17 protein-coding genes and 1 pseudogene are annotated in these 24,494 nt (G+C 71.2%); 9 read left to right on the forward strand and 9 right to left on the reverse strand.

What is annotated here, in order from left to right; translation table 11 throughout:
* The 3 genes and pseudogenes from ACFYMU_RS29620 to ACFYMU_RS29630 all read left to right on the forward strand — a co-directional run.
* Nucleotides 1-1,599: pseudogene (locus ACFYMU_RS29620) on the forward strand (hypothetical protein); the annotation flags it as partial.
* Nucleotides 1,600-1,608: 9 nt separating this feature from the next.
* Nucleotides 1,609-2,250: a hypothetical protein gene (locus tag ACFYMU_RS29625; protein ID WP_388379611.1), complete on the forward strand. Its 642-nt coding sequence runs from the start codon at nt 1,609-1,611 to the stop codon at nt 2,248-2,250.
* Nucleotides 2,251-2,355: 105 nt separating this feature from the next.
* Complete coding sequence (locus ACFYMU_RS29630; protein WP_388379614.1) at nt 2,356-3,168, forward strand: hypothetical protein; 813 nt, start codon at nt 2,356-2,358, stop codon at nt 3,166-3,168.
* A 381-nt stretch (nt 3,169-3,549) separates the two neighbouring features.
* On the opposite strand, the gene ACFYMU_RS29635 is transcribed toward ACFYMU_RS29630, so the two are convergent.
* Nucleotides 3,550-7,158, reverse strand: coding sequence for an NACHT domain-containing protein (locus ACFYMU_RS29635; protein ID WP_388379617.1), 3,609 nt, complete (start codon nt 7,156-7,158; stop codon nt 3,550-3,552).
* Between the two features lie 124 nt (nt 7,159-7,282).
* Here ACFYMU_RS29635 and ACFYMU_RS29640 point away from each other — a divergent pair, with 124 nt between their 5' ends.
* The 3 genes from ACFYMU_RS29640 (at nt 7,283) to ACFYMU_RS29650 (ending at nt 11,565) form a co-directional block, all read left to right on the forward strand.
* Nucleotides 7,283-7,555: a hypothetical protein gene (locus ACFYMU_RS29640; protein WP_388379619.1), complete on the forward strand. Its 273-nt coding sequence runs from the start codon at nt 7,283-7,285 to the stop codon at nt 7,553-7,555.
* A 198-nt stretch (nt 7,556-7,753) separates the two neighbouring features.
* A complete protein-coding gene (locus tag ACFYMU_RS29645; RefSeq protein WP_388379621.1) occupies nt 7,754-10,030 on the forward strand; it encodes an ATP-dependent RecD-like DNA helicase in 2,277 nt (758 codons plus the stop codon).
* A gap of 245 nt (nt 10,031-10,275) precedes the next feature.
* Nucleotides 10,276-11,565, forward strand: a complete 1,290-nt coding sequence (locus ACFYMU_RS29650) for a citrate synthase (protein WP_388379623.1) — start codon at nt 10,276-10,278, stop codon at nt 11,563-11,565.
* Between the two features lie 510 nt (nt 11,566-12,075).
* Here the strand turns inward: ACFYMU_RS29650 and ACFYMU_RS29655 are convergent.
* From ACFYMU_RS29655 to ACFYMU_RS29665, 3 genes are all read right to left on the reverse strand, one after another.
* A complete protein-coding gene (locus ACFYMU_RS29655) occupies nt 12,076-14,355 on the reverse strand; it encodes a heavy metal translocating P-type ATPase (protein ID WP_388379626.1) in 2,280 nt (759 codons plus the stop codon).
* 88 nt (nt 14,356-14,443) lie between these two features.
* Entirely contained in the window at nt 14,444-14,683 is a 240-nt protein-coding gene (locus ACFYMU_RS29660; RefSeq protein WP_388379628.1) for a heavy-metal-associated domain-containing protein, read from the reverse strand.
* 469 nt (nt 14,684-15,152) lie between these two features.
* Nucleotides 15,153-15,836: a TetR family transcriptional regulator gene (locus ACFYMU_RS29665; RefSeq protein WP_388379631.1), complete on the reverse strand. Its 684-nt coding sequence runs from the start codon at nt 15,834-15,836 to the stop codon at nt 15,153-15,155.
* A 237-nt stretch (nt 15,837-16,073) separates the two neighbouring features.
* On the opposite strand from ACFYMU_RS29665, the gene ACFYMU_RS29670 reads away from it, so the two are divergent.
* A complete protein-coding gene (locus tag ACFYMU_RS29670; protein ID WP_388379634.1) occupies nt 16,074-18,317 on the forward strand; it encodes an MMPL family transporter in 2,244 nt (747 codons plus the stop codon).
* Nucleotides 18,318-18,385: 68 nt separating this feature from the next.
* On the forward strand, nt 18,386-19,429 hold the full coding sequence (locus ACFYMU_RS29675) for a zinc-dependent alcohol dehydrogenase family protein (protein ID WP_388379637.1): 1,044 nt from the start codon (nt 18,386-18,388) through the stop codon (nt 19,427-19,429).
* 111 nt (nt 19,430-19,540) lie between these two features.
* On the opposite strand, the gene ACFYMU_RS29680 is transcribed toward ACFYMU_RS29675, so the two are convergent.
* From ACFYMU_RS29680 to ACFYMU_RS29695, 4 genes are all read right to left on the reverse strand, one after another.
* Entirely contained in the window at nt 19,541-19,747 is a 207-nt protein-coding gene (locus tag ACFYMU_RS29680; protein ID WP_388379640.1) for a helix-turn-helix transcriptional regulator, read from the reverse strand.
* 356 nt (nt 19,748-20,103) lie between these two features.
* Nucleotides 20,104-20,721, reverse strand: coding sequence for a chaplin family protein (locus ACFYMU_RS29685; RefSeq protein WP_388379643.1), 618 nt, complete (start codon nt 20,719-20,721; stop codon nt 20,104-20,106).
* Nucleotides 20,722-20,850: 129 nt separating this feature from the next.
* Entirely contained in the window at nt 20,851-21,042 is a 192-nt protein-coding gene (locus ACFYMU_RS29690; RefSeq protein WP_388379844.1) for a chaplin, read from the reverse strand.
* A 360-nt stretch (nt 21,043-21,402) separates the two neighbouring features.
* Nucleotides 21,403-21,813: a rodlin gene (locus ACFYMU_RS29695; protein WP_388379646.1), complete on the reverse strand. Its 411-nt coding sequence runs from the start codon at nt 21,811-21,813 to the stop codon at nt 21,403-21,405.
* A 257-nt stretch (nt 21,814-22,070) separates the two neighbouring features.
* On the opposite strand from ACFYMU_RS29695, the gene ACFYMU_RS29700 reads away from it, so the two are divergent.
* Nucleotides 22,071-22,478 carry a rodlin gene (locus tag ACFYMU_RS29700; protein WP_388379846.1) on the forward strand — a complete coding sequence of 136 codons (408 nt, stop codon included), beginning with the start codon at nt 22,071-22,073 and terminating at the stop codon, nt 22,476-22,478.
* A 57-nt stretch (nt 22,479-22,535) separates the two neighbouring features.
* On the opposite strand, the gene ACFYMU_RS29705 is transcribed toward ACFYMU_RS29700, so the two are convergent.
* Nucleotides 22,536-24,455, reverse strand: a complete 1,920-nt coding sequence (locus ACFYMU_RS29705; RefSeq protein ID WP_388379649.1) for an AMP-dependent synthetase/ligase — start codon at nt 24,453-24,455, stop codon at nt 22,536-22,538.
* Nucleotides 24,456-24,494 lie beyond the last annotated feature (39 nt).

Genomic DNA, 24,494 nt, shown 5'->3' on the forward strand with positions numbered 1-24,494 from the left:
GGTCGGGTCATCGACCCGATGACGTATGTCGGCAAGGCCGCCGGCGCGGGCCTGTCCAAGATCGGCGATGTCACCAAGGCCCTCAAGGGCATCGGCAACGTCGAGATCCCCAAGCTGCCGGAGAACGCCATCACCCTGCCCGAGGGCGCGCTGAAGCTGCCGGACGGCACCGTGCACCTGCCCGAAGGCTCCGTCATCCCCGACGGCGCGGTCAAACTGCCCGACGGCAACTTCCAGCTGCCGCACGACGCGACGGTGCTGCCGCAGGGCACGACCAAGCTCCCGACAGCCGAGGGTGCCCCGGCGCAGTACCTGGACCCGCACGGCAACATCCTCGACGACAAGGGCAACGTCGTGCAGCACGCCGGCGACGCCCCGAAGGAACCGGGCGGTACCGACCTCGCCCCGCCCTCGGGCTCGGACGTGCCGCACACACCCTCCCCGGTCAGGGAACCGGCCCTGGTGGGCGCGGGCGCCCACACCGCCGAACAGGCGGGTCAGCACATCCGCCTCGGCGACAGCCTGGGCAACGACCTCGGCGACGTGGGCCGCACCGGCGACGACGCGGCGGTGCACGCGGGCGGCGAGAACGTCCCGACGGTCCACGCGGGCGGGGACGCCCCCACCGTGCACGCCGGGGGCGACGGCCTGCCGGGCGGCCACACGGGCGACGACCTCCCCGGCGGCCACGCGGGCGACGACCTGCCGGGCGGAAGTGCGGACCACCTCCCCGGCGGCGGCGCCCACGAGCACGGGGCGGGCCCGTCGGCGAGCCATGAACCGCCGAACGGCCACACGGGCGGCCATACGGACGGTCCTGGTGGGACTGGCCACCACGACGCTGGAAGTACTGGCGGCCACGACGGCCCGGCCGACGGCGACCATGGTGACACCGGTAACGCGGGCGGCTCGGGAGACGGCCCGGGCGGGGGAGGAGAGCAGCCCTTCAACGACCCGGACCGGTTCAGTGAGGGCGAGCACGTGTCGAGCCCTCCCACCGGCCCCATGACCCATGAGCAAGAAGCCGGGGTGCAGGCCGCGCTCGACCGGGTCAAGATGTCGGCGCAGGATCAGCAGCGCCTGCTCACCCAGCTACGCAAGGGTGACTACGGCGCCGGAGTGGCCGAGCACGTCGCTCGCGGAGACTTCGAGGGAATGCCCGGCTACCGGGACCTTCTCTTCCAGACGAAGCAGAAGGGCATGCTCCCCGCGGTTCACCAAGCGATGGAGTACGCCGCCGAGCTCAAGTCGCGCGGAGTGGAGGACCTGGCCTTCGAGTACAAGAACCCGCAGCGCGGCCTGGACCTCGACGTCCTTGTCAAGTCCGGTGACGAGATCAAATACGGGTGCCAGCTCAAGGACGTGCAGCACGAGGGCGGCGTCGCATCCGCCGCTCGTAAGATCGCGGAGAAGCAGTTGGTCGGCGAGATCGACGGCCCCAAGGTGGCCCTGTTGGACGTACACGACACACGGGCCGCCCTCACCGAGCGAACCGTCAAGGACCTGGAGTACTACGCCAGGAGGACGGGCGCCACCTACCAGCTTCGCTTCCGGGACGGCTCGGTCACCATCCCGGCCAACGGCCAGATCTATCCGTAAGGAACCTGCATGTCCGTGTTGATGCGCGCACCTCAGGAGTGTGCTTCGTGGGAATGGGACTTGGACGGCCTCGCGCCGCCCGGCCTCGATGCGGCGTTGATGGCCGCTGCACGCATGTCGGCCGTACTGCGGGAACACGGGCTGCTGGAGCCGGCCAGACTGGAATGGAAATGGCTTGTCATCGGGCGTGGCAGCATCGGCGTGACGACGAGTCTCACCCTGCGCGGCACGCTTGATGAGGCCGTCCTGTCCCAGCGGGTCCGGGAATGCCGTCCTGCGGCATACCCGGAGGCCGAGGTGGGCGCGCTCACGGTCTCCGGACCCGGAACGTGGCTCGACGCCGAGGGCAAGGAGCACCAGGAGCCGGATCTCGTGGCGCTGACCGTCTACCCGGACGAGCGTCACCTCGGTGCGGAGGTCGCCCTGTTCCACGACATCTGGGGCTATTGTGACTTCAGAGGAATTCCTCACCCGGACGTCCAGCGGCGTAACGCCCCTCGCCTGGCCGCGGCCCTGCGGGAACTCGAATCGCTGCTGGGCAGGAGCGCCCAGCCCGGCGATCCGACGTACTTCGGGCACGCCGAAGATCACGGCCTTGAGATGCCGGACCTGATCGACGGCCGGGGACCCGATCTCACCGACATGTTGTGAGGTGACCTGTGTCCGCGCAGCGGCTGCAGATGATGCCGGGCGACGAGACGGTGGGTCCGTGCGGGCGGGGCGCGGACGCGTGACGGAACCGCGCGAGGCGCTGTGGTGAAGGCTGCTGCGTGTGCCTTCCCTGCCGGTGCCGAACCGCCCCGCGCGGTCCTGGAGCGCCTGCGTGCTGTCGACTGGTACGGCGACTGGGACGTGGCCACCGCCCACACCCGTTCGCGCGCGCTGCTCATGAGGGAGTACCTGCGGCGCGCCGCCGTCTGGGCGCAGGCGTACGGCGCGGAGGAGGAATGGCCCTTCTTCGACGTCACGGAGTTCGTCGGCTCCGGCTTCCGGCTGGACCCGGAGCTGGAAACCGAGCTGGAGGAGTTCCTGGCACACAAGGTCCCGACGCCCTCCACGGCGAGGACGTGCCGGGGTGCCGTGCGCTGGGCGGCGCTCAAGGCCGAGAGCAAGGACGTGCTCCCGGACCTCCCCGACCCGTACGATCCTTTGCTGCGCATGTACGAGCGGGGTGGGGGCTACTCGATCGAGGAGTTCATCGACCTGTACGGCGTGACGATCCCGCACGGAAGTTTCCAGTCCAACCTCGATGCCGAGCCGTTCCTGTGGCTGGCGCCGGGCACGCTCGACGCGCTCGACGAGGCGGCTGAGGGCCGGATCACGTACTACGCGAAGATCAGCGAGGGGTGTCCCCGCAGCAACCCACGCGGGATCGTGCGGCGGCGTCTTGTCGGCAGGGAGGGGGAGACGCACGACGAGGCGTTCACCAGGAACCTGCACCGGGAGCCGACCGAGTACCTGCGTCTTTACGAACTGGGCCACAACGACGTCGATCATGTGGAGATCTCCGAACGGGAGGCGGCCGCGTTCATCGAGTCGGCGACGAAGAGGCTCGCGGGCGCACACTGAGCCGCGCGGGCGCACACTGAGCCGCGCGGTGCCGTCGCGGTCCGCCGGTCGGCCACCGCGTCCATGACGGTCCGGCCCCCGCCGGTCCTCCACCCCCGAGGGAGGCCCGAGCCCGGCTCGGGAGAACAGCGCTTGCCGGTACTGAGAGGTGCAGGACGCGGCGAATCGGCACCGCCGGCCCCGACGTGGGCATGGACCTCGGCCGACGACTGCTCCACCGCGGCGAGTCGTTCGCCGGTGAGGTGGAGGAGCGGCTCGCGTCCGGAGCCGCTGCCCGGGCCGGACGCGCGGCGGCACGCATGCAGGCGCCCGGAACCGGTGGAGGAGCTGACCGGGGCGAGCCGGGCGGGGCAGGCGGGTGCCACGGACCTTGACGTGCTGTCAGGGACTTGTGGCCGAGGCTGCGTCGGCGACGGATTCGGCCGGGTCCCGCGTGGATCGGGGCTCCGCCGCGGTCAGCCAGGCGAGTATCTGGCGGAGCCTGAGGCGGCGCGGGGGGTAAGTGCCCGGGTCGGCGATCAGCTCGCGGATCCAGCCCGTGGCCTCTTCGGTGGCCTCGGCCGCCTCGATGTCCATCAGCAGCCGGAGTTCCACGTGCTGGGGTGGGTAGGGACGGCTCACCATGTGCCGCCACACCTCCAGGGCCGCGGCACGTTCCCCGAGCGCGGCCAGCCCTTTGGCGATGTCGCATCTGTGCGCCCAGCTGAGCCGGGGGTGCGTCGTCGCGGTCTCGACGATGTACGGGACCGCATCCCGGCTCTCGACCTCACTGAGGTTGTCCAGGGCAAGGATCACGTCCGCGCTGTTCGCGGTGCCGAGCCCGATGAGTTCGCGGGCGAAGCGGCCGACCGCGACGCTCATCAGCGGCGCCTCGACCTCTTGCTCGGAGTAGGCGTCGAGGACGCCGTGCAACCAGGCGCCGCTGATGTCCAGGCCGGAGCCTTCCGCCCAGATGCCCTGCAGCCGGTCGGCCGCGTCGTCGCTGTGGACCTTGAACAGCACGTCGGCCGACTGCTTGTAGCGGCCTCGGGAGAGGTTGGGAGTGCGCAGCGCGCACTCGGCGAGTTCTCCGGCCTCCGGCCGTGCCCCCGCCTCGAGCATGGCCTCCGCGCTCTCGGCCCTCGCGTACCCCTCAAGCAGGTGGCCCCGACCGATCCTCTCCATGACGGCCTCGGCCGCGGCCGCGCCCTCGGCCGCCAGCCAGGCGGACACCACCTTGCCGCCGAAGAGCGCGCCCCAACGGTGTTCGCCGAGCACGTCCTGGGCCCAGTCGGCGATCTCCGTTCCCTCCGAGAAGACGGCCACGGACGACAGGAGAGCTGCCGGAGTGTCCACGTCATGGCCCAGGTCGGCGCTGCTGCCGGCAAACGCCGCCATGACCTCGGCGCGGCCCTCGGCGCCCCGCACCTTGGCCCAGGTGCGGGCCGCCGATGTCAGTGCCGTGGCGTCGGACGTGCCCGAGCCGAGTACCTCGCCCGCGATGCGGGCCGCCGCCTCCGGCTCCCCGAGTTCTTCCAGCACCTTGGCGACGGCTGCCCTGCCCCGTTGATCCGCCGCCGGACGTTCGAGGGCCAGGTGCGCGACGGCTGCCGCGTCGGAGGGAAGCGCCTTGAGCCATGCCTCCGCGGCCCGCTCCAGGTCGGCCGTCTGGGCCTGCGGATCCTCCAGCACCTTGCGAGCCGTCTCCGCCGCTTCCTGCGGTGGCCCAAGACGCTCGAGAGCCGTGGCGACAAAGGCCAGCAGGAAGACGTTCGCCTCCGGCCCCTCCACGAGGGCCCAGGCCCGCCGGCGCACCGCGTCGCGCGCGCCCTCGCCGATGGAGCAGGCCACCTGGGCGGCCCGGGGGATCCCGCCGTAGATCCAGCCGAGCACCGGGCCGAGCAGGCGCTCGGCCACGTCCGCGTCACCGGCCTGGCTGTACGCCTCGACGGCGTACAGCCGCAGCATGGGGTCCAGCATCTGAGACCTGGCTATGCGTTCCAGCCGCTGGAGAACGCCCGACTGCCCGCCGAGGGCCCCGAGCACCTCGAACGCCTTTTCGAGGTCCTCGTCCTCGGCGTTGCGCGCTATGGCCTCGAGGCGGTCGAGGATCAGCGCCCGGTTCGCCTCTCCTATCGGCACTCCCTCGGCCAGCAGCAGTCCCGCCAGCAGAGACCGCTCGTGGCCTCCCCGTGTGCCGAGCATCAGCTGGTCCGCGATGCGGTCCGCTCCGCACCCCGCGCGCTCGGACCACATGCAGAAGACGAACATCGCGAGGGTGCGCTCGTCGCCCTTGAAGGCCCGTCGAATCCAGTCCTCCGCCTCCGGAAAGTCCGGCGGGATCTCCAGCGCGTACGCCTGGGCGGCCATGAACTCCGCGAAGGAGTGGTGGAGAAACCTGTAGTCCTTCTCTTCGGGCACCAGCAGTCCCGTGCCCTGGAGGAACTCTCGGACCTCCGCGTGCCAGCCGGCCGGCAGCCGCCGTTCCTCGGCGGTGTGCTCCCGTACCCATGTCAGGGCGGCTTCCGACAGGGACCCCTCACCCTCGATGCGGCACCTGCCCAGCGCGCCCAGCACCTCGCGCTTGTGCTGGTCCAGCCACAGGTGGAACGCGCGCCGCTCCGGATCGTCGCGGTAGCGGCGATTCAGCTCCGTGCGGACCGTCGAGGCGCTCGCCCCGCGCGTGAACAAGTGCTCGCAGAAACGCTGGTAAAGGCTCAGACGGCTGGTGGGCAGGGGACGGGACCGGTCGACGGTGGCGCTCACGGCGGCGATCGTCGCGAGCAGGGGATTGCGGACGAGATCGTGCAGGCGGCCGTCCTCGGTCTCGTTCAGGAACCGGTCGGCGGCGGCACGGGCCCGTTCCTTGTCGTCCTCGTACTGCGCCGCGAACCACTTGCCCGCGAAGTCCCGCAACTCGGACGCGCCGAAGGGCTCCATGCCGTACGCGCCGATGAGGGAGCCGCGCAGCGGAGCGAGTTCGGACTCGGGCAGCGGTCGGCTCGTCACCAGGAACCGGTAGTCGCTGCCGGCGCGGGCGTGTTGTGCGATCGTGCGGATGACGCCCGTGCGCGCGTCGCGGTCGGCGATCTCGTCCAGCCCGTCCACCATGACCAGCCATCTCGCTCCTTGGACCCGCCCCGCGAACAGGGCCGGGTCGGGGTCCGCGACGAGGCTGCGGCCGAGGCTGCGCCGCGCTGCCTGGCACAGCACTGCGCTCCATGAACCGCTCTGGTCGACGAGGGTGCGTGCCGCGACCCGGATCGGGATGACGGGCTCGGAGACCGGCGCGTCGAGGCTGCTGTCCTGGCGCAGCCAGATCCTGGAGAGGGTCCACGCCACGTGGCTGGAGAGCGTCGACTTCCCCGCGCCCGGCTCTGCGGTGATCAGCAGGTGTTCGTGCCGGGCCAGCGCGTCCGGCACCGGCAGCAGGGACTCGAGGACCTGTGCGTTGTCGCCGCGGCCGGGTTCGGCCATCCGCTGCGCGCCCTCCCCGTTCGACCCGGTGTCGCCTCGCACGGCGCCGTCCCCGTTGCGCGCCGAGGCGCGGATCCGCTGCCGTATGTACACCGCGGACAGCGGCGGCTCCTCCACGCCGAGTTTGTCGTAGGGCAGCCGTTCCACGGCCCTGCTCTGCGCCTCCATCAGGTTGCGCAGGGCAAGTTCCGGCAGTGGCGTCTGGGCCCAGGAGGTGAGATGGGGCATCTCGGCGGCATGTCGGGCGGCGGCGGCGCGGTCCACGGCTTCCTTGGCCTTGATCCACAGCGGTTCGACCTCGGCAGGGTCGCGCCGCAGCCCGACGGCCAGTGCCCGGACGACGTCCAGTTTGAGGAACCGGGACGCTCCGTGGATGCCGTACACGACGTTCTTGTGGGCGATCTCGGCGCGGACGACCGCGTTCGGGTTCTCGTACCCCGCGTCGGCCATCGCCTGCCGGAACCAGGCGGCCAGCTCCTCCAGTTCCGGGTAGCGCTTGGGTCCGCCGTCCTTCGGCGGACGTCCTCCGGCCATGGATCCCCCCACTGCCTCAGCCATCCGGTTTCCCGGAGTTTCCCCAGCCTAGAGGGAAAACCACGCCTGCTTTGAGAGTTGGGGCAACGCCAACCGGCCACCGCCTTGCACTCGGGAGATCGTCATGGGACCGCTGGAAGCGCCGCACCCCGCTCTGTACGCCGCGCTCGCCGCGCTGACCGCCATCGCCTCACTGGCACGGGCCTGGATCCGTCACCGCACCACCGTACGGGTGGAGGAGGAGCACACCCGGCGCGTGCGGATCGCCGTGGAGGGCTCGGCGGGGGGACAGCGCCCGGACGTGGTGTCTGCGTGCGCGGAGCTGGAGGCCGCTTCGCGGACCGGGCGGTCGGTGCCCCGGAGGCGGTCGCGGGCACGTACGGTCCGAAGTCCCTGATCCACCGCCGACGGCGACGGCATCCCGGCCCCGGCCCCGGCCCCGGGGCCGGGGTCAGGGCCTGGGCCCTGACCCGGGAACGAGGCGAGACCGACCGGCCTTCCGGGGCTCCGGCGGGGTCGGCCGGGCAAGGCCGGGAGCGAGCCGTACCACCCCCTGCGCTCCCGCGCTGTCACACCCCGGCGGTAGCGTCGGGTCATGAACAAGGAGGCGAGCGGGGCGGGGCAGACCGGTGCCGGGGAGCGGCGCACGGCCGTGCTGGAGGGTGTGCTCGAGCGGATCACCTACGCCAACGAGGAGAACGGATACACGGTCGCCCGGGTCGACACCGGCCGCGGCGCCGGTGACCTGCTCACCGTCGTGGGCGCGCTTCTCGGCGCGCAGGTGGGGGAGTCGCTCAGGATGGAGGGCCGCTGGGGCTCCCATCCCCAGTACGGCAAGCAGTTCACCGTGGAGAACTACACCACCGTCCTGCCGGCCACCGTCCAGGGCATCCGCCGCTATCTCGGCTCCGGTCTCGTCAAGGGCATCGGCCCCGTCTTCGCCGACCGCATCACCCGGCACTTCGGCCTCGACACGCTGAAGATCATCGAGGAGGAGCCCGAGCGGCTCGTCGAGGTCCCCGGGCTCGGGCCCAAGCGCACCAGGAGGATCGCCGACGCCTGGGAGGAGCAGAAGGCGATCAAGGAGGTCATGCTCTTCCTGCAGACCGTCCAGGTGTCCACCTCCATCGCCGTGCGCATCTACAAGAAGTACGGCGACGCCTCCATCTCCGTCGTCAAGAACCAGCCCTACCGCCTCGCGGCCGACGTCTGGGGCATCGGCTTCCTCACCGCCGACAAGATCGCCCAGTCCGTCGGCATCCCCCACGACAGCCCGGAACGGGTGAAGGCAGGGCTCCAGTACGCGCTGTCCCAGTCCGCCGACCAGGGCCACTGCTACCTCCCCCAGGAGCGGCTCATCGCAGACGCGGTCAAGCTCCTGCAGGTCGACACCGGCCTGGTCATCGAGTGCCTGGCCGAGCTGGCGGCGCCGCCGGAGGACGACTCGGACCCCGGGGTGGTACGGGAGACGGTGCCCGGACCCGACGGCGGAGAGCCGGTCGCCGCCGTCTACCTCGTGCCCTTCCACCGCGCCGAACTCTCCCTGTCCGCCCAGTTGTTGCGTCTCCTGCGCACCGAGGAGGACCGGATGCCAGGCTTCCGGGACGTGGCCTGGGACAAGGCGCTGGCCTGGCTCGGGGACCGCACGGGGGCCGAGCTGGCGCCCGAGCAGGAGGAGGCGGTCCGGCTGGCACTGACCCGCAAGGTCGCCGTGCTCACCGGAGGACCCGGCTGCGGCAAGTCCTTCACCGTGCGGTCCATCGTGGAACTCGCCCGCGCCAAGGGGGCCAAGGTGGTGCTCGCCGCGCCCACCGGGCGGGCCGCCAAGCGCCTGTCCGAACTGACCGGTGCCGAGGCGTCCACCGTCCACCGGCTGCTGGAGCTGAAGCCGGGCGGCGACGCGGCCTACGACAAGGACCGCCCGCTCGATGCCGACCTGGTCGTCGTCGACGAGGCGTCCATGCTGGACCTGCTGCTCGCCAACAAGCTGGTGAAGGCCGTGCCGGCGGGCGCCCACCTCCTCCTCGTCGGCGACGTCGACCAGCTGCCCAGCGTCGGCGCGGGGGAGGTGCTCAGGGACCTGCTCGCCGACGGGAGCCCCGTGCCCGCCGTGCGCCTCACCCGTGTCTTCCGTCAGGCCCAGCAGTCCGGCGTCGTCACGAACGCGCACCGCATCAACTCCGGGCAGCATCCGCTCACCGACGGCATGAAGGACTTCTTCCTCTTCGTCGAGGACGACACGGAGGCGGCCGGCCGACTGACGGTGGACGTGGCGGCACGGAGGATCCCGGCCCGCTTCGGCCTCGACCCGCGCCGGGACGTGCAGGTGCTCGCGCCCATGCACCGCGGCCCGGCCGGAGCGGGCACCCTCAACGGCCTGCTCCAGCAGGCGATCACCCCCGCCCGCCCCGACGTGCCGGAGAAGCGGTTCGGCGGCCGCGTCTTCCGTGTCGGCGACAAAGTGACGCAGATCAGGAACAATTACGAGAAGGGGAACAACGGTGTCTTCAACGGCACCGTGGGCGTGGTCACCTCGCTCGACCCGGTCGACCAGCGCCTCACGGTGCTGACGGACGAGGACGAGGAGGTTCCGTACGAATTCGACGAGCTGGACGAGCTGGCGCACGCGTACGCGGTGACCATCCACCGCTCGCAGGGCAGTGAGTATCCGGCGGTGGTCGTGCCGGTGACCACCGGGGCGTGGATGATGCTCCAGCGGAACCTGCTCTACACGGCGGTCACCCGCGCCAAGAAGCTGGTCGTCCTCGTCGGTTCACGCAAGGCGATCGGGCAGGCGGTGCGTACGGTGTCGGCGGGCCGGCGCTGCACCGCCCTGGACTTCAGGCTGTCCCCCCGACCCCTCCGGGGCTGAGCCGGCGCCCCCTTTGGGACGCTCTGGGCCGACCCCCGAAAAAAATGATCGATCAAACGAGTCGCAAAGGTCACACACCACTTCCGCATCCCGGGCGAGACGGGCAGGATGAGCCAGTTGACGGCACTCAGTGCCGCCGATGAGCCCAATGGTCGACCCCGAGTGCACTTTCATGCGCCAAATGGGGGATCGTAGAGACAGTCAGGGCACCTCGAAGATGAGGCACTACGTCGGTGAGGGAAGACGTGAGCGACAACTCTGTAGTACTGCGGTACGACGGCAACGAGTACACCTACCCGGTGGTCGACAGCACCGTCGGTGACAAGGGCTTCGACATCGGGAAGCTCCGTGCCCAGACCGGTCTGGTCACCCTGGACAGCGGCTACGGGAACACCGCGGCCTACAAATCCGCCATCACCTACCTCGACGGCGAGCAGGGCATCCTCCGGTACCGCGGCTACCCGATCGAGCAGCTGGCCGAGCGCTCCACCTTCCTGGAGGTCGCCTACCTGCTGATCAACGGCGAGCTGCCGACCGTCGACGAGCTCTCCACCTTCAAGAACGAGATCACCCAGCACACCCTGCTGCACGAGGACGTCAAGAACTTCTACCGGGGCTTCCCGCGCGACGCGCACCCGATGGCGATGCTGTCCTCGGTGGTCTCCGCGCTGTCCACCTTCTACCAGGACAGCCACAACCCCTTCGACGAGAAGCAGCGCGACCTTTCGACGATCCGCCTGCTCGCCAAGCTTCCGACGATCGCCGCGTACGCCTACAAGAAGTCGATCGGCCACCCCTTCGTGTACCCGAGCAACGAGCTGGGGTACGTGCAGAACTTCCTGCGCATGACCTTCTCGGTCCCCGCGCAGGAGTTCGACCTGGACCCGGTCGTCGTCTCCGCGCTCGACAAGCTGCTGATCCTGCACGCGGACCACGAGCAGAACTGTTCGACCTCCACGGTCCGCCTGGTGGGCTCGTCGCAGGCCAACATGTTCGCCTCGATCTCGGCCGGCATCAACGCGCTGTGGGGCCCGCTGCACGGCGGTGCCAACCAGTCCGTCCTGGAGATGCTCGAGGGCATCCGCGACGCCGGCGGCGACGTCGACTCCTTCATCCGCAAGGTGAAGAACAAGGAGGACGGCGTCCGTCTGATGGGCTTCGGCCACCGGGTCTACAAGAACTTCGACCCGCGCGCCAAGATCATCAAGGCTGCCGCGCACGATGTGCTCTCCGCCCTCGGCAAGAACGACGAGCTGCTCGACATCGCTCTCAAGCTGGAGGAGCACGCGCTGTCCGACAGCTACTTCGTCGAGCGCAGCCTCTACCCGAACGTGGACTTCTACACCGGCCTGATCTACCGCGCGATGGGCTTCCCGACCGAGATGTTCACGGTCCTGTTCGCGCTCGGCCGGCTGCCGGGCTGGATCGCCCAGTGGCACGAGATGATCAAGGAGCCGGGTTCCCGCATCGGCCGCCCGCGCCAGATCTACACGGGCGTGGTGGAGCGCGACTTCATCCCGGTCGAGGAGCGCTGAGCACCGTACGGAAGAAAAACGGAAGGCGCCCTGCTGTCGGTCCCCCCACGGGCCGACCTGCAGGGCGCCTTCCCATGTCCCGGTGCGGATTCCCCCCACGGGATCCGGCCGGGCGTCTGCGGGACAGCGCCTGAATCGCTGCGAGCAAAACGAGCAGAAATCGGCAGACCGCTGCGGTGCGGTCTGCCGGGACGCGTACCGACGGGAGGGCCGCTCAAAGCTCCCCGGTGTACGTGCCCCGGCAACGCCGTTTCCCGGGAACGTCCCCCAAGACATTCCCAGATGTCAGTCACGCCCCCCAAGACGCTTCTGACATCGCCAACTTAGACCCACGAACCCTTCCGTTGGTTACCTTCACGCCACTGTGATCTGCGTCTCCTGCGTATGTCCTGAACGTACGCAAGAGGCCCGATACGGCGATCGAGGATCCAGCGTAAGGATGATGCGCGAGCCTTGTGAAGAGCTTATGTGAGGCTCGCGTTGGACTCTAGAGGGACTCTCGCACCCGCGTCATGAGAATGCCCTCAACCGCAGGCTGTTCGTCACGACGAACACCGACGAGAAGGCCATCGCCGCGCCCGCGATCATCGGGTTGAGGAGTCCTGCGGCGGCCAGCGGCAGCGCGGCCACGTTGTAGCCGAAGGCCCACACCAGATTCCCCTTGATCGTGGCGAGGGTGCGCCGCGACAGCCGGATGGCGTCCGCCGCCACCCGCAGGTCCCCGCGCACCAGCGTCAGGTCGCTCGCCTCGATCGCCGCGTCCGTGCCGGTGCCCATGGCCAGGCCCAGATCGGCGGTGGCGAGCGCGGCCGCGTCGTTGACGCCGTCCCCGACCATGGCGACGGTCCGTCCCTCTGCCCGAAGCCGCCTGACGACGTCGACCTTCTGCTCGGGCAGCACCTCGGCGATCACCTCGCCGGCGCCGATGCCGACGGCCCGCGCCACCGCCTCGGCCACCGTCCGGTTGTCCCCCGTCAGCAGGAACGGCGTCAGCCCCAGCGCGCGCAGCTCCCGTACGGCCTCCGCGCTCGTCTCCTTGATCGCGTCGGCGACGGTCAGGACACCGAGTGCCACACCGTCCCGGGCGACCACGACGGCCGTCCGTCCTCCCGTCTCGGCATCGGCCTTCGCCCGGGCCAGTTCCTCCGGCAACGCGCCCGGGAACCGGCCCACCGTGACCTCGTGCCCCTCCACGCGCCCGCGCACGCCGAGCCCGGGTGCGTTCTCGAAGTGCTCCGGCACGGGAAGGTCACCGGCGCGCTCCTGCGCGCCTGCCGCGACGGCCTGGGCGATCGGGTGCTCGGAGGCGTGTTCCAGGGCGCCGGCGAGCCGCAGAACCTCCTTCTCGTCGGCGTCCTCGGCGACGTACACCTCCTGGAGGGTCATCCGGCCGGTGGTGACCGTCCCGGTCTTGTCCAGGACGACGGTGTCGACGCGCCGGGTGGACTCCAGGACCTCCGGTCCCTTGATGAGGATGCCGAGCTGGGCGCCGCGTCCCGTGCCGACCATCAGCGCGGTCGGAGTGGCCAGGCCCAGCGCGCACGGGCAGGCGATGATCAGCACCGCGACGGCCGCGGTGAAGGCGGCGACCGTGTCACCGGTGCCGTCCAGCCACACGCCGAACGTGCCGAGCGCGATCAGCAGCACCACGGGCACGAAGATCCCGGAGACGCGGTCGGCGAGGCGCTGCACCGCCGCCTTGCCGTTCTGCGCGTCCTCCACGAGCCGCGCCATGCGCGCGAGCTGGGTGTCCGCGCCGACCCGCGTCGCCTCCACCACCAGGCGGCCCCCGGCGTTCACGGTCGCGCCGGTCACGGTGTCGCCCACGCTCACATCGAGCGGCACCGATTCGCCGGTCAGCATGGAGGCGTCGACCGCCGAGGCACCCTCGACGACGGTGCCGTCGGTGGCGATCTTCTCGCCGGGCCGTACGACGAACCGGTCGCCCACGGCCAGCTGCGCCACCGGCACGCGCTCCTCCCGGCCCTGACGCAGGACCACGACGTCCTTGGCGCCCAGATGGAGCAGCGCCTTCAGGGCCGCGCCCGCGCGCCGCTTGGAGCGGGCCTCCAGATAGCGGCCGAGCAGGATGAACGCGACGACGCCTGCGGCCACCTCGAGATAGATCGCCGACGACCCGTCCGTGCGGGAGACGGTGATGTCGAAGCCGTGGCGCATGCCGGGCATCCCGGCCTGCCCGAAGAACAGCGCCCACAGGGACCAGCCGAAGGCGGCCAGCGTCCCGACCGAGACGAGCGTGTCCATGGTGGCCGCACCGTGCCGGGCGTTCGTGAGCGCGGCCTGGTGGAAGGGCAGCCCGCCCCAGACGGCCACGGGCGCCGCGAGCGTGAGCGACAGCCACTGCCAGTTGTCGAACTGCCAGGCCGGGATCATCGCGAGCAGGACGACGGGCAGGGCGAGCAGCGCGGAGACCGTCAGCCTGCGGCGGAGGGCGTCCGCCTCCGGGTCACGTCCGGACGCCGCCGCCGCCTCGTCGGCCGGTGCGGGTTCCGGTCGCGGCGGTGGGGGCTCCTCGGCCGTGTAGCCGGTCTTCTCCACCGTGGCGATCAGGTCGGTGACCGCGATCCCGTCGGCGTACGAGATCTTCGCCCGCTCCGTCGCGAAGTTCACCGTGGCGGTGACCCCGTCCATGCGGTTGAGCTTCTTCTCGACCCGGGCCGCACAGGAGGCGCAGGTCATGCCGCCGATGGTGAGTTCGACCTCGGAGTGCACGACCTCCTGTGCCGGTGGCGGCGCGGGGGCTGGTACTGGTGCTGCGGTGCTGGTCATGTCCGGACTCCAGACAGTGGACCGGACCGTACGGAGCCAGTATCAGCTGGTCGGCACGGCCCGGTGCGGAGAGCAGATGCTGGGCGGTTCAGGCGGTGCCGACGAGCTCGAAGCCCGCCTCGTCGACCGCGGCGCGCACGGCCTCCTCGGCGAGCGGCGCGGTGGAGACCACCGTCACCTCGCCGGTGGAGGCGACAGCCGTGACGGAGGTGACGCCGGCGATCGCGGAGATCTCGCCGGAGACCGAGCCTTCGCAGTGTCCGCAGCTCATCCCGCTCACCTTGTAGACGGTCGTCACGGAACCCGGGGTGTCGGTCTGCGCGGTCATGTTCTTACTCCTCAGGGAGGCGTGTGGGGCTTACGTGAACCACACTATACCCCTAGGGGGTATGAGTGGGGGTGTGGGTCGAGGGAATCGCGCCGGGGCGGGAGCCGCTTCGGGGTCGCCTCGGCCTGATTTGGGGTCGTTTCCGGGTGGTTCGGTCCGGTTTACTTCGATTCGGCCCGGAGTGGATCAGGGTGAGTCGGGTGGACCGGGTGGGCCGGGTAGGCCGGGCGGACCGGGTGGATCGGGTGGACCGGGGCGGATCGGGGTGAACCGCTCGATCCGGTTCGGTCCAGTCTGACCGATTCCGTCGGAAGCGGTGCGAGGCGGTCCGCTCCGGTCGACGCGACGGGGCCCGGACGGACCGTGGGCGGCCGGGTCGGTCCGGGGCGGTCCGGGGCGGTCCGGGGCGGTCCAGTGTGGTCAGGGCGGACCGGGGCGGACCGGGGCGGCGTGATCCGCGGGGCCGGGGTCAGTCGGCGGAGGTGTTCCCGTCCAGGAGCGGCTTGAGGTAGCGGAACATCGCCGTCTTCAGCTCGGCGATGTACGCCTGCCGCTCCGCGCCCTCGTGGGACATGATCAGGTCGAGACCGGCCTTGAAGAGGGCGAGCAGCATGTTCGCCGTGCGCGTCCGCTCGTCCGGCAGGCCGTCCGGCAGATAGCCGGCGATCATCTCCTCGATGCGGGTGAGGGATGCGTCGTGCACGGCGCTGCACTCCTGGGCGATCGGTCCGGGGGTGTCCGGGCCGTGCAGCAGGACGCCGAAGGCGGGGTTCTCCAGGTTGAACGCGATCAGCGGGTCGAGCGCCGCGTCCAGCATCTCCGCGAGCGGCAGGCCGATGTTCTCGCCCGCCAGCGCCCGGCCCTGCGACTCCTGCCACTGCCGCAGCAAATGGTCGCCGAGCCCGATCGCGATCGCTTCCTTGTTGGGAAAGAACTGGTAGAGCGTGCCGGGGGAGACGCCGGCCTCGCGGGCGATCGCGTTGGTGCTCGCGGCGGTGTAGCCGGTACGGCAGAAGACCGCGGCCGCGGCGTCCAGGAGTTGGGCGATGCGGCGCTCGCCGCGGGCCTGGCGGCGGCGCTGCCTGCCCTCCTGGTGCTGTCGGCCGGCCGCCTCCGTGACTGCCCCTGTGGCCGTCTCCGTGGCTGTCTCCATGGCCGTCTCCGTGGTCGCCCCCGCGGCCGGCCCGGTCGCCGGCTCCTCGGCTCGCTGACTCTTCGGCACGCGTTGTCCCCAGTTCCTCGGAACGCAATTGACAAACACGAGCGACCGCTCGCATTCTTGTGAAACGCGAGCAATGACTCGTGTTTGCCAGTCTATTGGCAACGGACGACCCATGCTGCCTGCACGGATGTACGGGATGCCGGGTCATCGTGAAGGGGACACCGCATCATGTCCGAAGTCAACAGCGGGGATGGCCGGGAAGGCGCCGACGGAGGCGGAGGACCGGCACCGGGCCGCTGGACCCGATGGGTGACCGCGCGGCCCCGGCTGTCGCTGTTCGTGGCACTGCTGCTCACCGCGCTCGCGGTGGTCGCCGGCAGCGGTGTCGCCGACCGACTGGGCAGCGGCGGCTGGCAGGACCCGGCCGCCCAGTCCACGTATGCGACCGAGGCGCTGGAGCGGGAGTTCCCCGCCTCCCAGCCGAACCTGCTGCTTCTCGTCGACTCGGGGCGCAGGGGAGTGGACGATCCGGCGGTCGCCGCGGAGGCGGAGCACCTGGCCGAGCGGCTCGCGTCCGAGCCGGGCGTCACGGGGGTCGGCTCCTACTGGCGGTCGGGCGCGCCCGCGCTGCGCGCCGAGGACGGCCACGAGGCGCTGATCGCGGCACGCATCACGGGCGAGGAGAAGACCGCGAGCGACACCCTGGACCGCATCGCGCCCCACTACCGGGGCGCGCACGGCCCGGTGCGGGTCGCGGTCGGCGGTCCCGTCGCCGTGCGCTCCGAGATGCAGCAGACCATCCGCGAGGACCTGACCCGGGCCGAACTGATCGCTCTGCCGGTCACCCTGGTGCTGCTGGTGATGGTCTTCGGCAGCGCGGTGGCGGCGCTGCTGCCGCTCGGCATCGGCATCGTCGCCATCCTGGGCACCAACGCCGTGCTGCGCGGTCTCACGGAGCTGACCGATGTCTCCGTCTTCGCACTGAACCTCACCACGGCCCTGGGCCTCGGCCTCGCCATCGACTACGCGCTGTTCATCGTGCGCAGGTTCCGCGAGGAGCTGGCCACGGCCGCCGACCCGCTGAGGGCGGTCGCGGTCACCCTGCGCACGGCGGGGCGCACGGTCCTCTTCTCCGCCCTGACGGTCGCCGTCTCCCTGGCCGCGATGCTGGTCTTCCCGCAGTACTTCCTGCGCTCGTTCGCCTATGCGGGCATCGCGGTGGTGCTGCTGGCCGCCGCAGCGGCGCTGGTCCTGCTCCCGGCGGCCCTGGTGCTGCTGGGCCACCGGGTGAACGCGCTCGACCTCCGGCGGCTGCTGCGGCGCGGGAGGAGCCGGGAGTCCGGCGGGGGAGCCGGCTGGGGACGGACGGCGGCCCTGGTCATGCGGCGGGCGCCGGTCTTCGCCGTCGCCACCACCGTCGGTCTGGTGCTTCTCGGACTGCCTTTCCTCGGCGTGAAGTTCGGCACGGCGGACGACCGTCAGCTGCCCTCGGGCGCCGAGTCGCACGTGGTGCAGCAGCACATAAGGGACGGGTTCCCGGGCAGCCCCGGTGGCGGCCTGGAGGTGCTCGCCGAGGGGCGCGCCACCCGGGAGCAGTACGCCGCCTACCGGGACCGGATCGCCGCGCTGCCGGAGGTGCGGCGGGTGGACGGGCCGCTGGTGGAGGGCACGAAGGCGTACTTCACGGTGCAGCCCGCGGGCGAGGCCGTGGACGCCGGCGCCCAGCGGCTGGTCGGTGAACTGCGCGCCGCGTCCGCCCCCTTCGACACCTCGGTGACGGGAACGGCGGCGGTGCTGGTCGACTCCAAGCACGCGATAGCCGTCCGGCTGCCCTGGGCGGCGCTCTTCATCGCCGTGGTCACCCTGCTCCTGGTCTTCCTGCTGACCGGCAGTGTGCTGATACCCGTCCAGGCGGTGCTGCTCAACGCGCTCAGCCTGACGGCCATGTTCGGCGCGGTGGTCTGGGTCTTCCAGGACGGTCACCTGTCGGGCCTGCTCGGCTTCACCAGCCCGGGCTCCATCGAGACGACCCTGCCGGTCCTGATGTTCTGCGTGGCCTTCGGCCTCTCCATGGACTACGGCGTGTTCCTGCTCTCCCGCATCAAGGAGGAGTACGACCGCACGGGGGACCATCGCGCGTCGGTGCGCTTCGGATTGCAGCGCACCGGAGGGCTGATCACCGCGGCGGCCGTCATCCTCGCGGTGGTGATGGTCGCGATCGGCACCTCCAGGGTCACCAACACCAAGATGCTCGGCCTGGGCATCGCGCTGGCGGTCCTGATGGACGCGATGGTCGTGCGCAGTCTGCTGGTCCCGGCGGTGATGCGGTTGACCGGCCGCGCCACCTGGTGGGCACCGGCGCCGCTGCGTGCCTTCCACCGGCGGTTCGGACTGCGGGAGGAGGAGCCGGTGGCCGCCGTCGAGGTGAGGGAGCCGGACCGGGACCGGGACAAGGCCGGGGCGCGCGGATAGCGTTCCGCCGGAGAGATGATCTCCGGCGGTGCCGGGGGTCGTGGGCCCGGGCGAAGGGTTGCGGTCGTATGCGTGCGGTGGTGTTCGAGCGGTTCGGCGAGTGGGCCGACGTCCGTGAGGTGGCGGACCCCCGGCCTGCGGAGCACGGGGTCGTGGTGCGCGTCGAGGCGACGGGGCTGTGCCGCAGCGACTGGCACGGCTGGATGGGGCACGACCCGGACGTCGCGCTCCCCCATGTGCCCGGGCACGAACTGGCCGGGGTCGTCGAGGAGGTGGGCGCCCTGGTGACCGGCTGGCGGCCCGGTGACCGGGTCACGGTTCCCTTCGTCTGCGCCTGCGGCACCTGCCCTTCGTGCGCGGCCGGGGACCAGCAGGTGTGCGAGCGGCAGACCCAGCCGGGGTTCACGCACTGGGGATCCTTCGCCCAGTACGTGGCGTTGGAGCGGGCGGACATCAATCTGGTGGCGGTGCCGCAGGAGATGTCGTTCCGGACGGCCGCGTCCCTGGGGTGCCGGTTCGCCACGGCGTTCCGCGCGGTCGTCCAGCAGGGTCGGGTGGCGGCGGGGGAGTGGGTCGCCGTGCACGGGTGCGGGGGCGTCGGTCTGTCGGCGGTGATGATCGCGGCGGCCTCCGGGGCGAGGGTCGTGGCCGTCGACGTCTCGCCCCGAGCCCTCGACATGGCACGGAAGTTCGGGGCGACGGAGTGCGTGGACGCCAGGCGCACCGAGGACACGGCGGCCGCGGTCCGCGCCCTGACGAACGGTGGCGCCCATGTCTCCCTCGACGCGCTCGGTTCCCCCGAGACCTGCGCGGCCTCGGTCGACGGCCTGCGCCGCCGCGGCCGCCACATCCAGGTCGGCCTGCTGCCGTCGCCGTCCGGCACGACCCCGGTCCCGATGGCCCGGGTGATCGCCCTGGAACTGGAGATCCTCGGCAGTCACGGCATGGCGGCCCACAGCTATCCACCCCTGCTGGACATGGTCCGCTCGGGCGCCCTGCGCCCCGAACTCCTGGTCACGTCGACGATCCCGCTGGCCGGGGCCCCGGAGGCACTCGCGGCGATGGGGAAGGCGCCGGGCGCGGGTGTGACGGTCGTCGAACCGTGGCGCTGATCCCGGCCACCGGGGGACGACCCGTTTGTCGGCCCCTGCGCTCCCGGGCAACGCGACAATGCCGAGCGGCCCGCCCGGCAGGGCGGGCCGCTCGGCGGTCAGGGGGCCCGGTCACGTCCCTTCACGGCCGCGGCCGCGGTTGCCCGGGCGGGAGGCGACCCAGCGGCGGACCGTGTCGGCGTACCAGTAGGGTCTGCCGCCCTCCACATGGTCCGGCGGAGGCAGGAGCCCGTGCTTGCGATACGACCTCACGGTGTCCGGCTGCACCCGGATGTGCGCGGCGATCTCCTTGTAGGACCAGAGACGACGGTCGGTCATCGGTAGCACCTCCCCGCGCGCGCCGCGGTGGCGGCCGGGGGAGGCCGTCGTGGGGACCGGGCGCTGCGCTGGCGATCACAAAGCCTGTGCTCGATCAACGACGGTGAGTGCGCGGCGGGCAGGGCCTGTGAACCGGGTGTGACAGAAGACCCGTGGCCGCGGGACATCTGTGACAGAGCCCGGTTCTTTGTGACACGGGTGTCGCATGTCCGGTGCGGCGGCGCACGCGGCCCGGTCACGGACAGGGACGGCCCAGGGGCGGCGCCCACGCCGTGGGCGCCGCCCCTGGGCCGTCGACCGGGGAGACGTGTGGGACGGTGCGGGTGCCGGACGCGGCGCGCCCGGCACCCGTCGCACTACCGGCGGGCCGTGGCCCGGCTCCGCCGGTACAGGATGAGCCCGCCGGCCAGCATCGCGACGCTGACCGCCGAGGCCGCGATCAGGCCCTCACTGCCGGTCTCGGCCAGTGTGGGTGCCATGCGCGAGGGAGTGGTGCCCACGGTGCGCGGAGGCGTGGCGGCCTGCGGTGCGTCCGGCCGACGGCCCGGCGCGGTGCGCGGCGGGGTGCTGCTGTTGCCCGAGGGACGGCTCTGCTGCCCGCCCTCGGGCCTGCCGGGCCGCGACACGCCGTTTCCGTGGTCGTTGCCGTTGCCGTTGCCGGGCCGGTCGTGGTCGTCACCGGGACCGGTGGCGCGGGGCGTCTGGGCCGGAACGGTCGAGGATCCCGCGCCGGAGCCGTTGGCACAGGCGTTGCCGAAGGCCGGGTTCAGCACGGCCACCACGTCGACGGTGTTGCCGCAGAGGTTGACCGGCGCGTCCACCGGCACCTGGACGGTGTTGCCGGACGCGACGCCGGGCGATCCGCTCGCGGCGCTGCCTGCGCCGGAGTCCGCGTACACCGGGTTGCCGCACAGGGACAGAATGCCTGTCGCGGCGGCAGCCGCGACCATTCCCCTGCTCAGGGTCTGTCGCAATCTCGTTGTCTTCCTAGAAGTGGGATGAGCCGGAAGAGCCGGCCCTGGAACCTGAAGAGAGCAGTCCAAGGCCGGCCGTGACACAGCCGGCGGCTGGTGCGACGGCATCAGCCTCTGACGGCTATGTCGTCAGTAGTTCGCGCACCCGTTGCCGTACGCCGGGTTCAGCAGCCCGACGAGGCTGGCGGTGTTGCCGCACGCGTTGACGGGGATGGCCAGGGGAACCTGGATGATGTTGCCGGAAAGGACGCCCGGCGAGCCGGTCGCGGCGGCGTCGGCACCGGCGTCGGCCATGGCCGGGGTGGCCATTCCGAGGGCCATGATGGCACCGGCGACGATGGCAGCGCTCTTCTTGTGCTTCACGTAGTTTCCCTTCGTTGCGGTCGTGCCCCTGTGACGGCCGAAACCGAGCGAGCACAGCTTGAACGCTCGCCGCACGACCTGCAGTCTGTGAAACGAGGAATAGACGGCCGAAGCAACTCCCGTGCGTGAGGCGCCGCGCAATTCACTCGAACGCCACGATTGAATTCAGGCGGATGCTGCACGGGTTCCGACGCCGGCCCGTATCCGCGTGCAGCGCGCGCCGGAGCACGGGACGGTGAATTCCCCGCCGGTACGGCCGTCGTTCCACCGCGCGTCGCACATCGTCGCCGGACGGTGCGCGGGGGCGGCGGAGGGGCCTCAGCCGTTGGCGGTGCCGTTGGCGGACAGCACCGGGATGTCGTTCGCGATGTTCGACAGCGGCTCGTCGCCCTTGGCCTGGGTGGAGTTCTCGGCGCACTGGGCGTTCTGCGCGGCCGACAAAACCGGGACGTCTTCGGCCGAGACCGGCACGACGCCGACGAGCGAACCCGCGTTGGCCTTCGCCGGGAGGCCGACACAGAGCTTGTTCAGGGAACCCTGGGCGAGGGACGCCTGCGGGCTCATGTCGCCGGAGGTGGCCGAGTTCCCGTAGGTCTGCGCGGCGTCGTTGGCGCTGGTCGACGTCGTCGTGTCGTCGTCTCCGAGGGCAAGCGCCTGGGGGGCGGCAGCCGCTGATACACCGACGAGGGACGTCGCGACCGCCGCCATGGCCATTGCCTTCTTGAACATTTCGGGTTCCTTTCCTCTGCAGAGGCACGTGTTCCTGCTCTGGCGCTCAACCCGTTCTTTTGGGATTGGTTTCGAGGATTCACTCGTCCGGGGCGTTCGGCGGAGCGTGATTGCGGATACCGCAGCGGGAGCAGAAGGGCAATCCCGCTCTTCCTCGGTGTGGGCCATCGGAGTGAATGAGAGCAACCAAGCCTGCGTGCGGCAGTTGTCCAGAGCGCTCCGGTGGACGGGGTTTCTCCAGAAGGGACTAGCAAGTGATGAAGAAGGTTATGGCTGCCGCGGTTGTCGCCGCTTCCGTTCTCGGCGCCTCCGCCGTCGCGGCAGCGCCGGCCCTGGCGCTCGGCGACGACGGTGACGCGACGTCCACCAGCGGCAACAGCGCGACGCAGCAGTACGGCAATTCCAGCACCTCCGGTGACATGAGCCCGCAGATGGCGCTCGTCCAGGGCTCGCTGAACAAGCCCTGTCTCGGTCTGCCCGCGAAGGTCAACGCCGGTTCGCTCGTCGGCGTCGTGCCGGTCGGTGTCCAGGACATCCCGGTCCTGTCGGCCCCGCAGAACCAGCAGTGCAGCGAGAACTCCACCCAGGCCAAGGGCGACGAGCCGCTCTCGCACCTCCTGGAGGACATCCCGGTGCTGTCGGCCAACGGCACCGGCAACGGCTGAGTCCGGCGCTCGCAAGCGGCCCGCCGACCTGCTCGGCGGGCCGCTCTGCGTGTGCGCTCAGTCCTCGTACAGCGCCTCGATCTCCCGCGCGTACGCCTCCGTCACCGCATGGCGCTTGATCTTCAGGGACGGGGTGAGCAGGCCGTTCTCCTCGGTGAACTCGCCCTCGACCAGCGCGAACCTCCGGATGGACTCGGCCCGGGAGACCGCCTGGTTCGCGTAGTCGACGGCCTTCTGCACGTCCGCGCGCATCCGCGGGTCGCGGACCAGGTCGGACATCGGGGTGTCCGGGGGCAGCCTGCGCACGGCGAGCCAGTGCGCGACCGCCTCGGGGTCGAGGGTGATCAGGGCGGCGACATAGGTGCGGTTGTCGCCGACGACGATGCACTGGCCGACGGGCGGGCGGCTGCGCAGCCGGTCCTCCAGAACGGCGGGTGAGACGTTCTTGCCGCCCTTGGTGATGAGGATGTCCTTCTTGCGGCCGGTGATGGTGAGGTAGCCGTCCTGGTCGAGGGAGCCGAGATCGCCCGTGGCGAACCAGTCGCCGCTGAGTACGGCGTCCGTGGCGGCGGGGTTGTTCCAGTAGGCGCCGAAGACCACACCTCCCTTGACGAGGACCTCGCCGTCGTCGGCGATGCGGACGGCCGTGCCCGGGACCGGGAGGCCGACCGTGCCGGGGCGGGGGCGCAGGGGCGGGACGATGGCGGCGGCGGCGGTCGTCTCGGTGAGGCCGTAGCCCTCGTAGACGACGATTCCGGCCGCGAAGAAGAACAGGTTGAGGTTGCGGTCGAGCGGGGAGCCGCCACTGATGGCGTAGCGCATGCGGCCGCCCAGTTCCTTGCGGAGGCGGCGGTAGACCAGCAGGTCGTACAGGGCCCACGCCGCGGTGAGGCCGGGCCCGGGGCCCTTGCCGCCGCCCAGGAAACCGTTCAGGGACGCCTCGCCGAAGCGGACCCCGACGCGGTCGGCGCGGTCGAAGGAGGCGCCGCGCCCGATCTTCTCGGCGGTGGCGCGCCCCGTGTCGTGGATCTTCTCGAAGAGGTAGGGCACGCCGACCAGGAAGGTGGGGCGGAACTGCCGCAGCGCGGGCCGGAGTTCGTCGGGCTTGATGCTCGGGAAGTGGCCCAGCTCGATGCGGGCCGTCAGGCAGGCGATCTGCAGGGTGCGGCCCAGGATATGGGCGAGCGGGAGGAACAGCAGGGTCGAGGCGACCTGGCCGGTGACCTCCTTGAAGACCGGGTGGAGCAGTTCGACGGTGTTGGCGGCCTCCGCGTGCAGGTTGGCGTGGGTGAGGACGCAGCCCTTGGGGCGCCCGGTGGTGCCGGAGGTGTAGCAGATCGTCGCGACCGTGTCGGGGGTGAGCGCCGTGCGGCGCTTGGTGACCTCCTCGTCGGGAAGGCCCCGGCCGAGGCCGGCGAGGAGGCCGAGGGCGTCCTGGTCCAGACGCCAGACCGTCGCGGGCTCGGGGTGGGCGGACGTCGCCGTCGCCACCGTGCGCGCGTTCTCGGCGGTCTCGACGACGACGAAGCGGGCGCCCGAGTCCCGGACGATCCACTCGACCTGCTGGGCGGAGGAGGTGGCGTAGACGGGGACCGTCTGGCCGCCGGCCGCCCAGATCGCGAAGTCCAGGACGGTCCACTCGTAGCGGGTGCGGGACATGACCGCGACCCGGCCGCCCGGTGCCAGGCCCGCCGCGATCAGCCCCTTGGCCGTGGCGGTGACGTCGGCGGCGAAGGCGGCCGCGGTCACCGGCCGCCAGCCGGTGCCCTCCTGACGGCGCAGCACCACGGCATCGGGTGCCTCGGCGGCGTTGGTGAAGGGCAGGTCGGCGGTGCTGCCCGTGGTGGGACGCGGCGCGATCGGGGCGGTGCGGACCTCGCGGACCGTGCCGTTCTCGTCCCTGATCAGCTCCACCTCGGTGCGGGCGGCCAGATCGCCGCGTCGTTGCGCCCGTTTCAGGTCCCTGCGTACGCCCATGACGGCTCCGGTCGCGGCTCGGGTGCGGACATGCGTACT

This window comes from Streptomyces sp. NPDC007264, assembly GCF_042869095.1.
Lineage (GTDB): Bacteria > Actinomycetota > Actinomycetes > Streptomycetales > Streptomycetaceae > Streptomyces.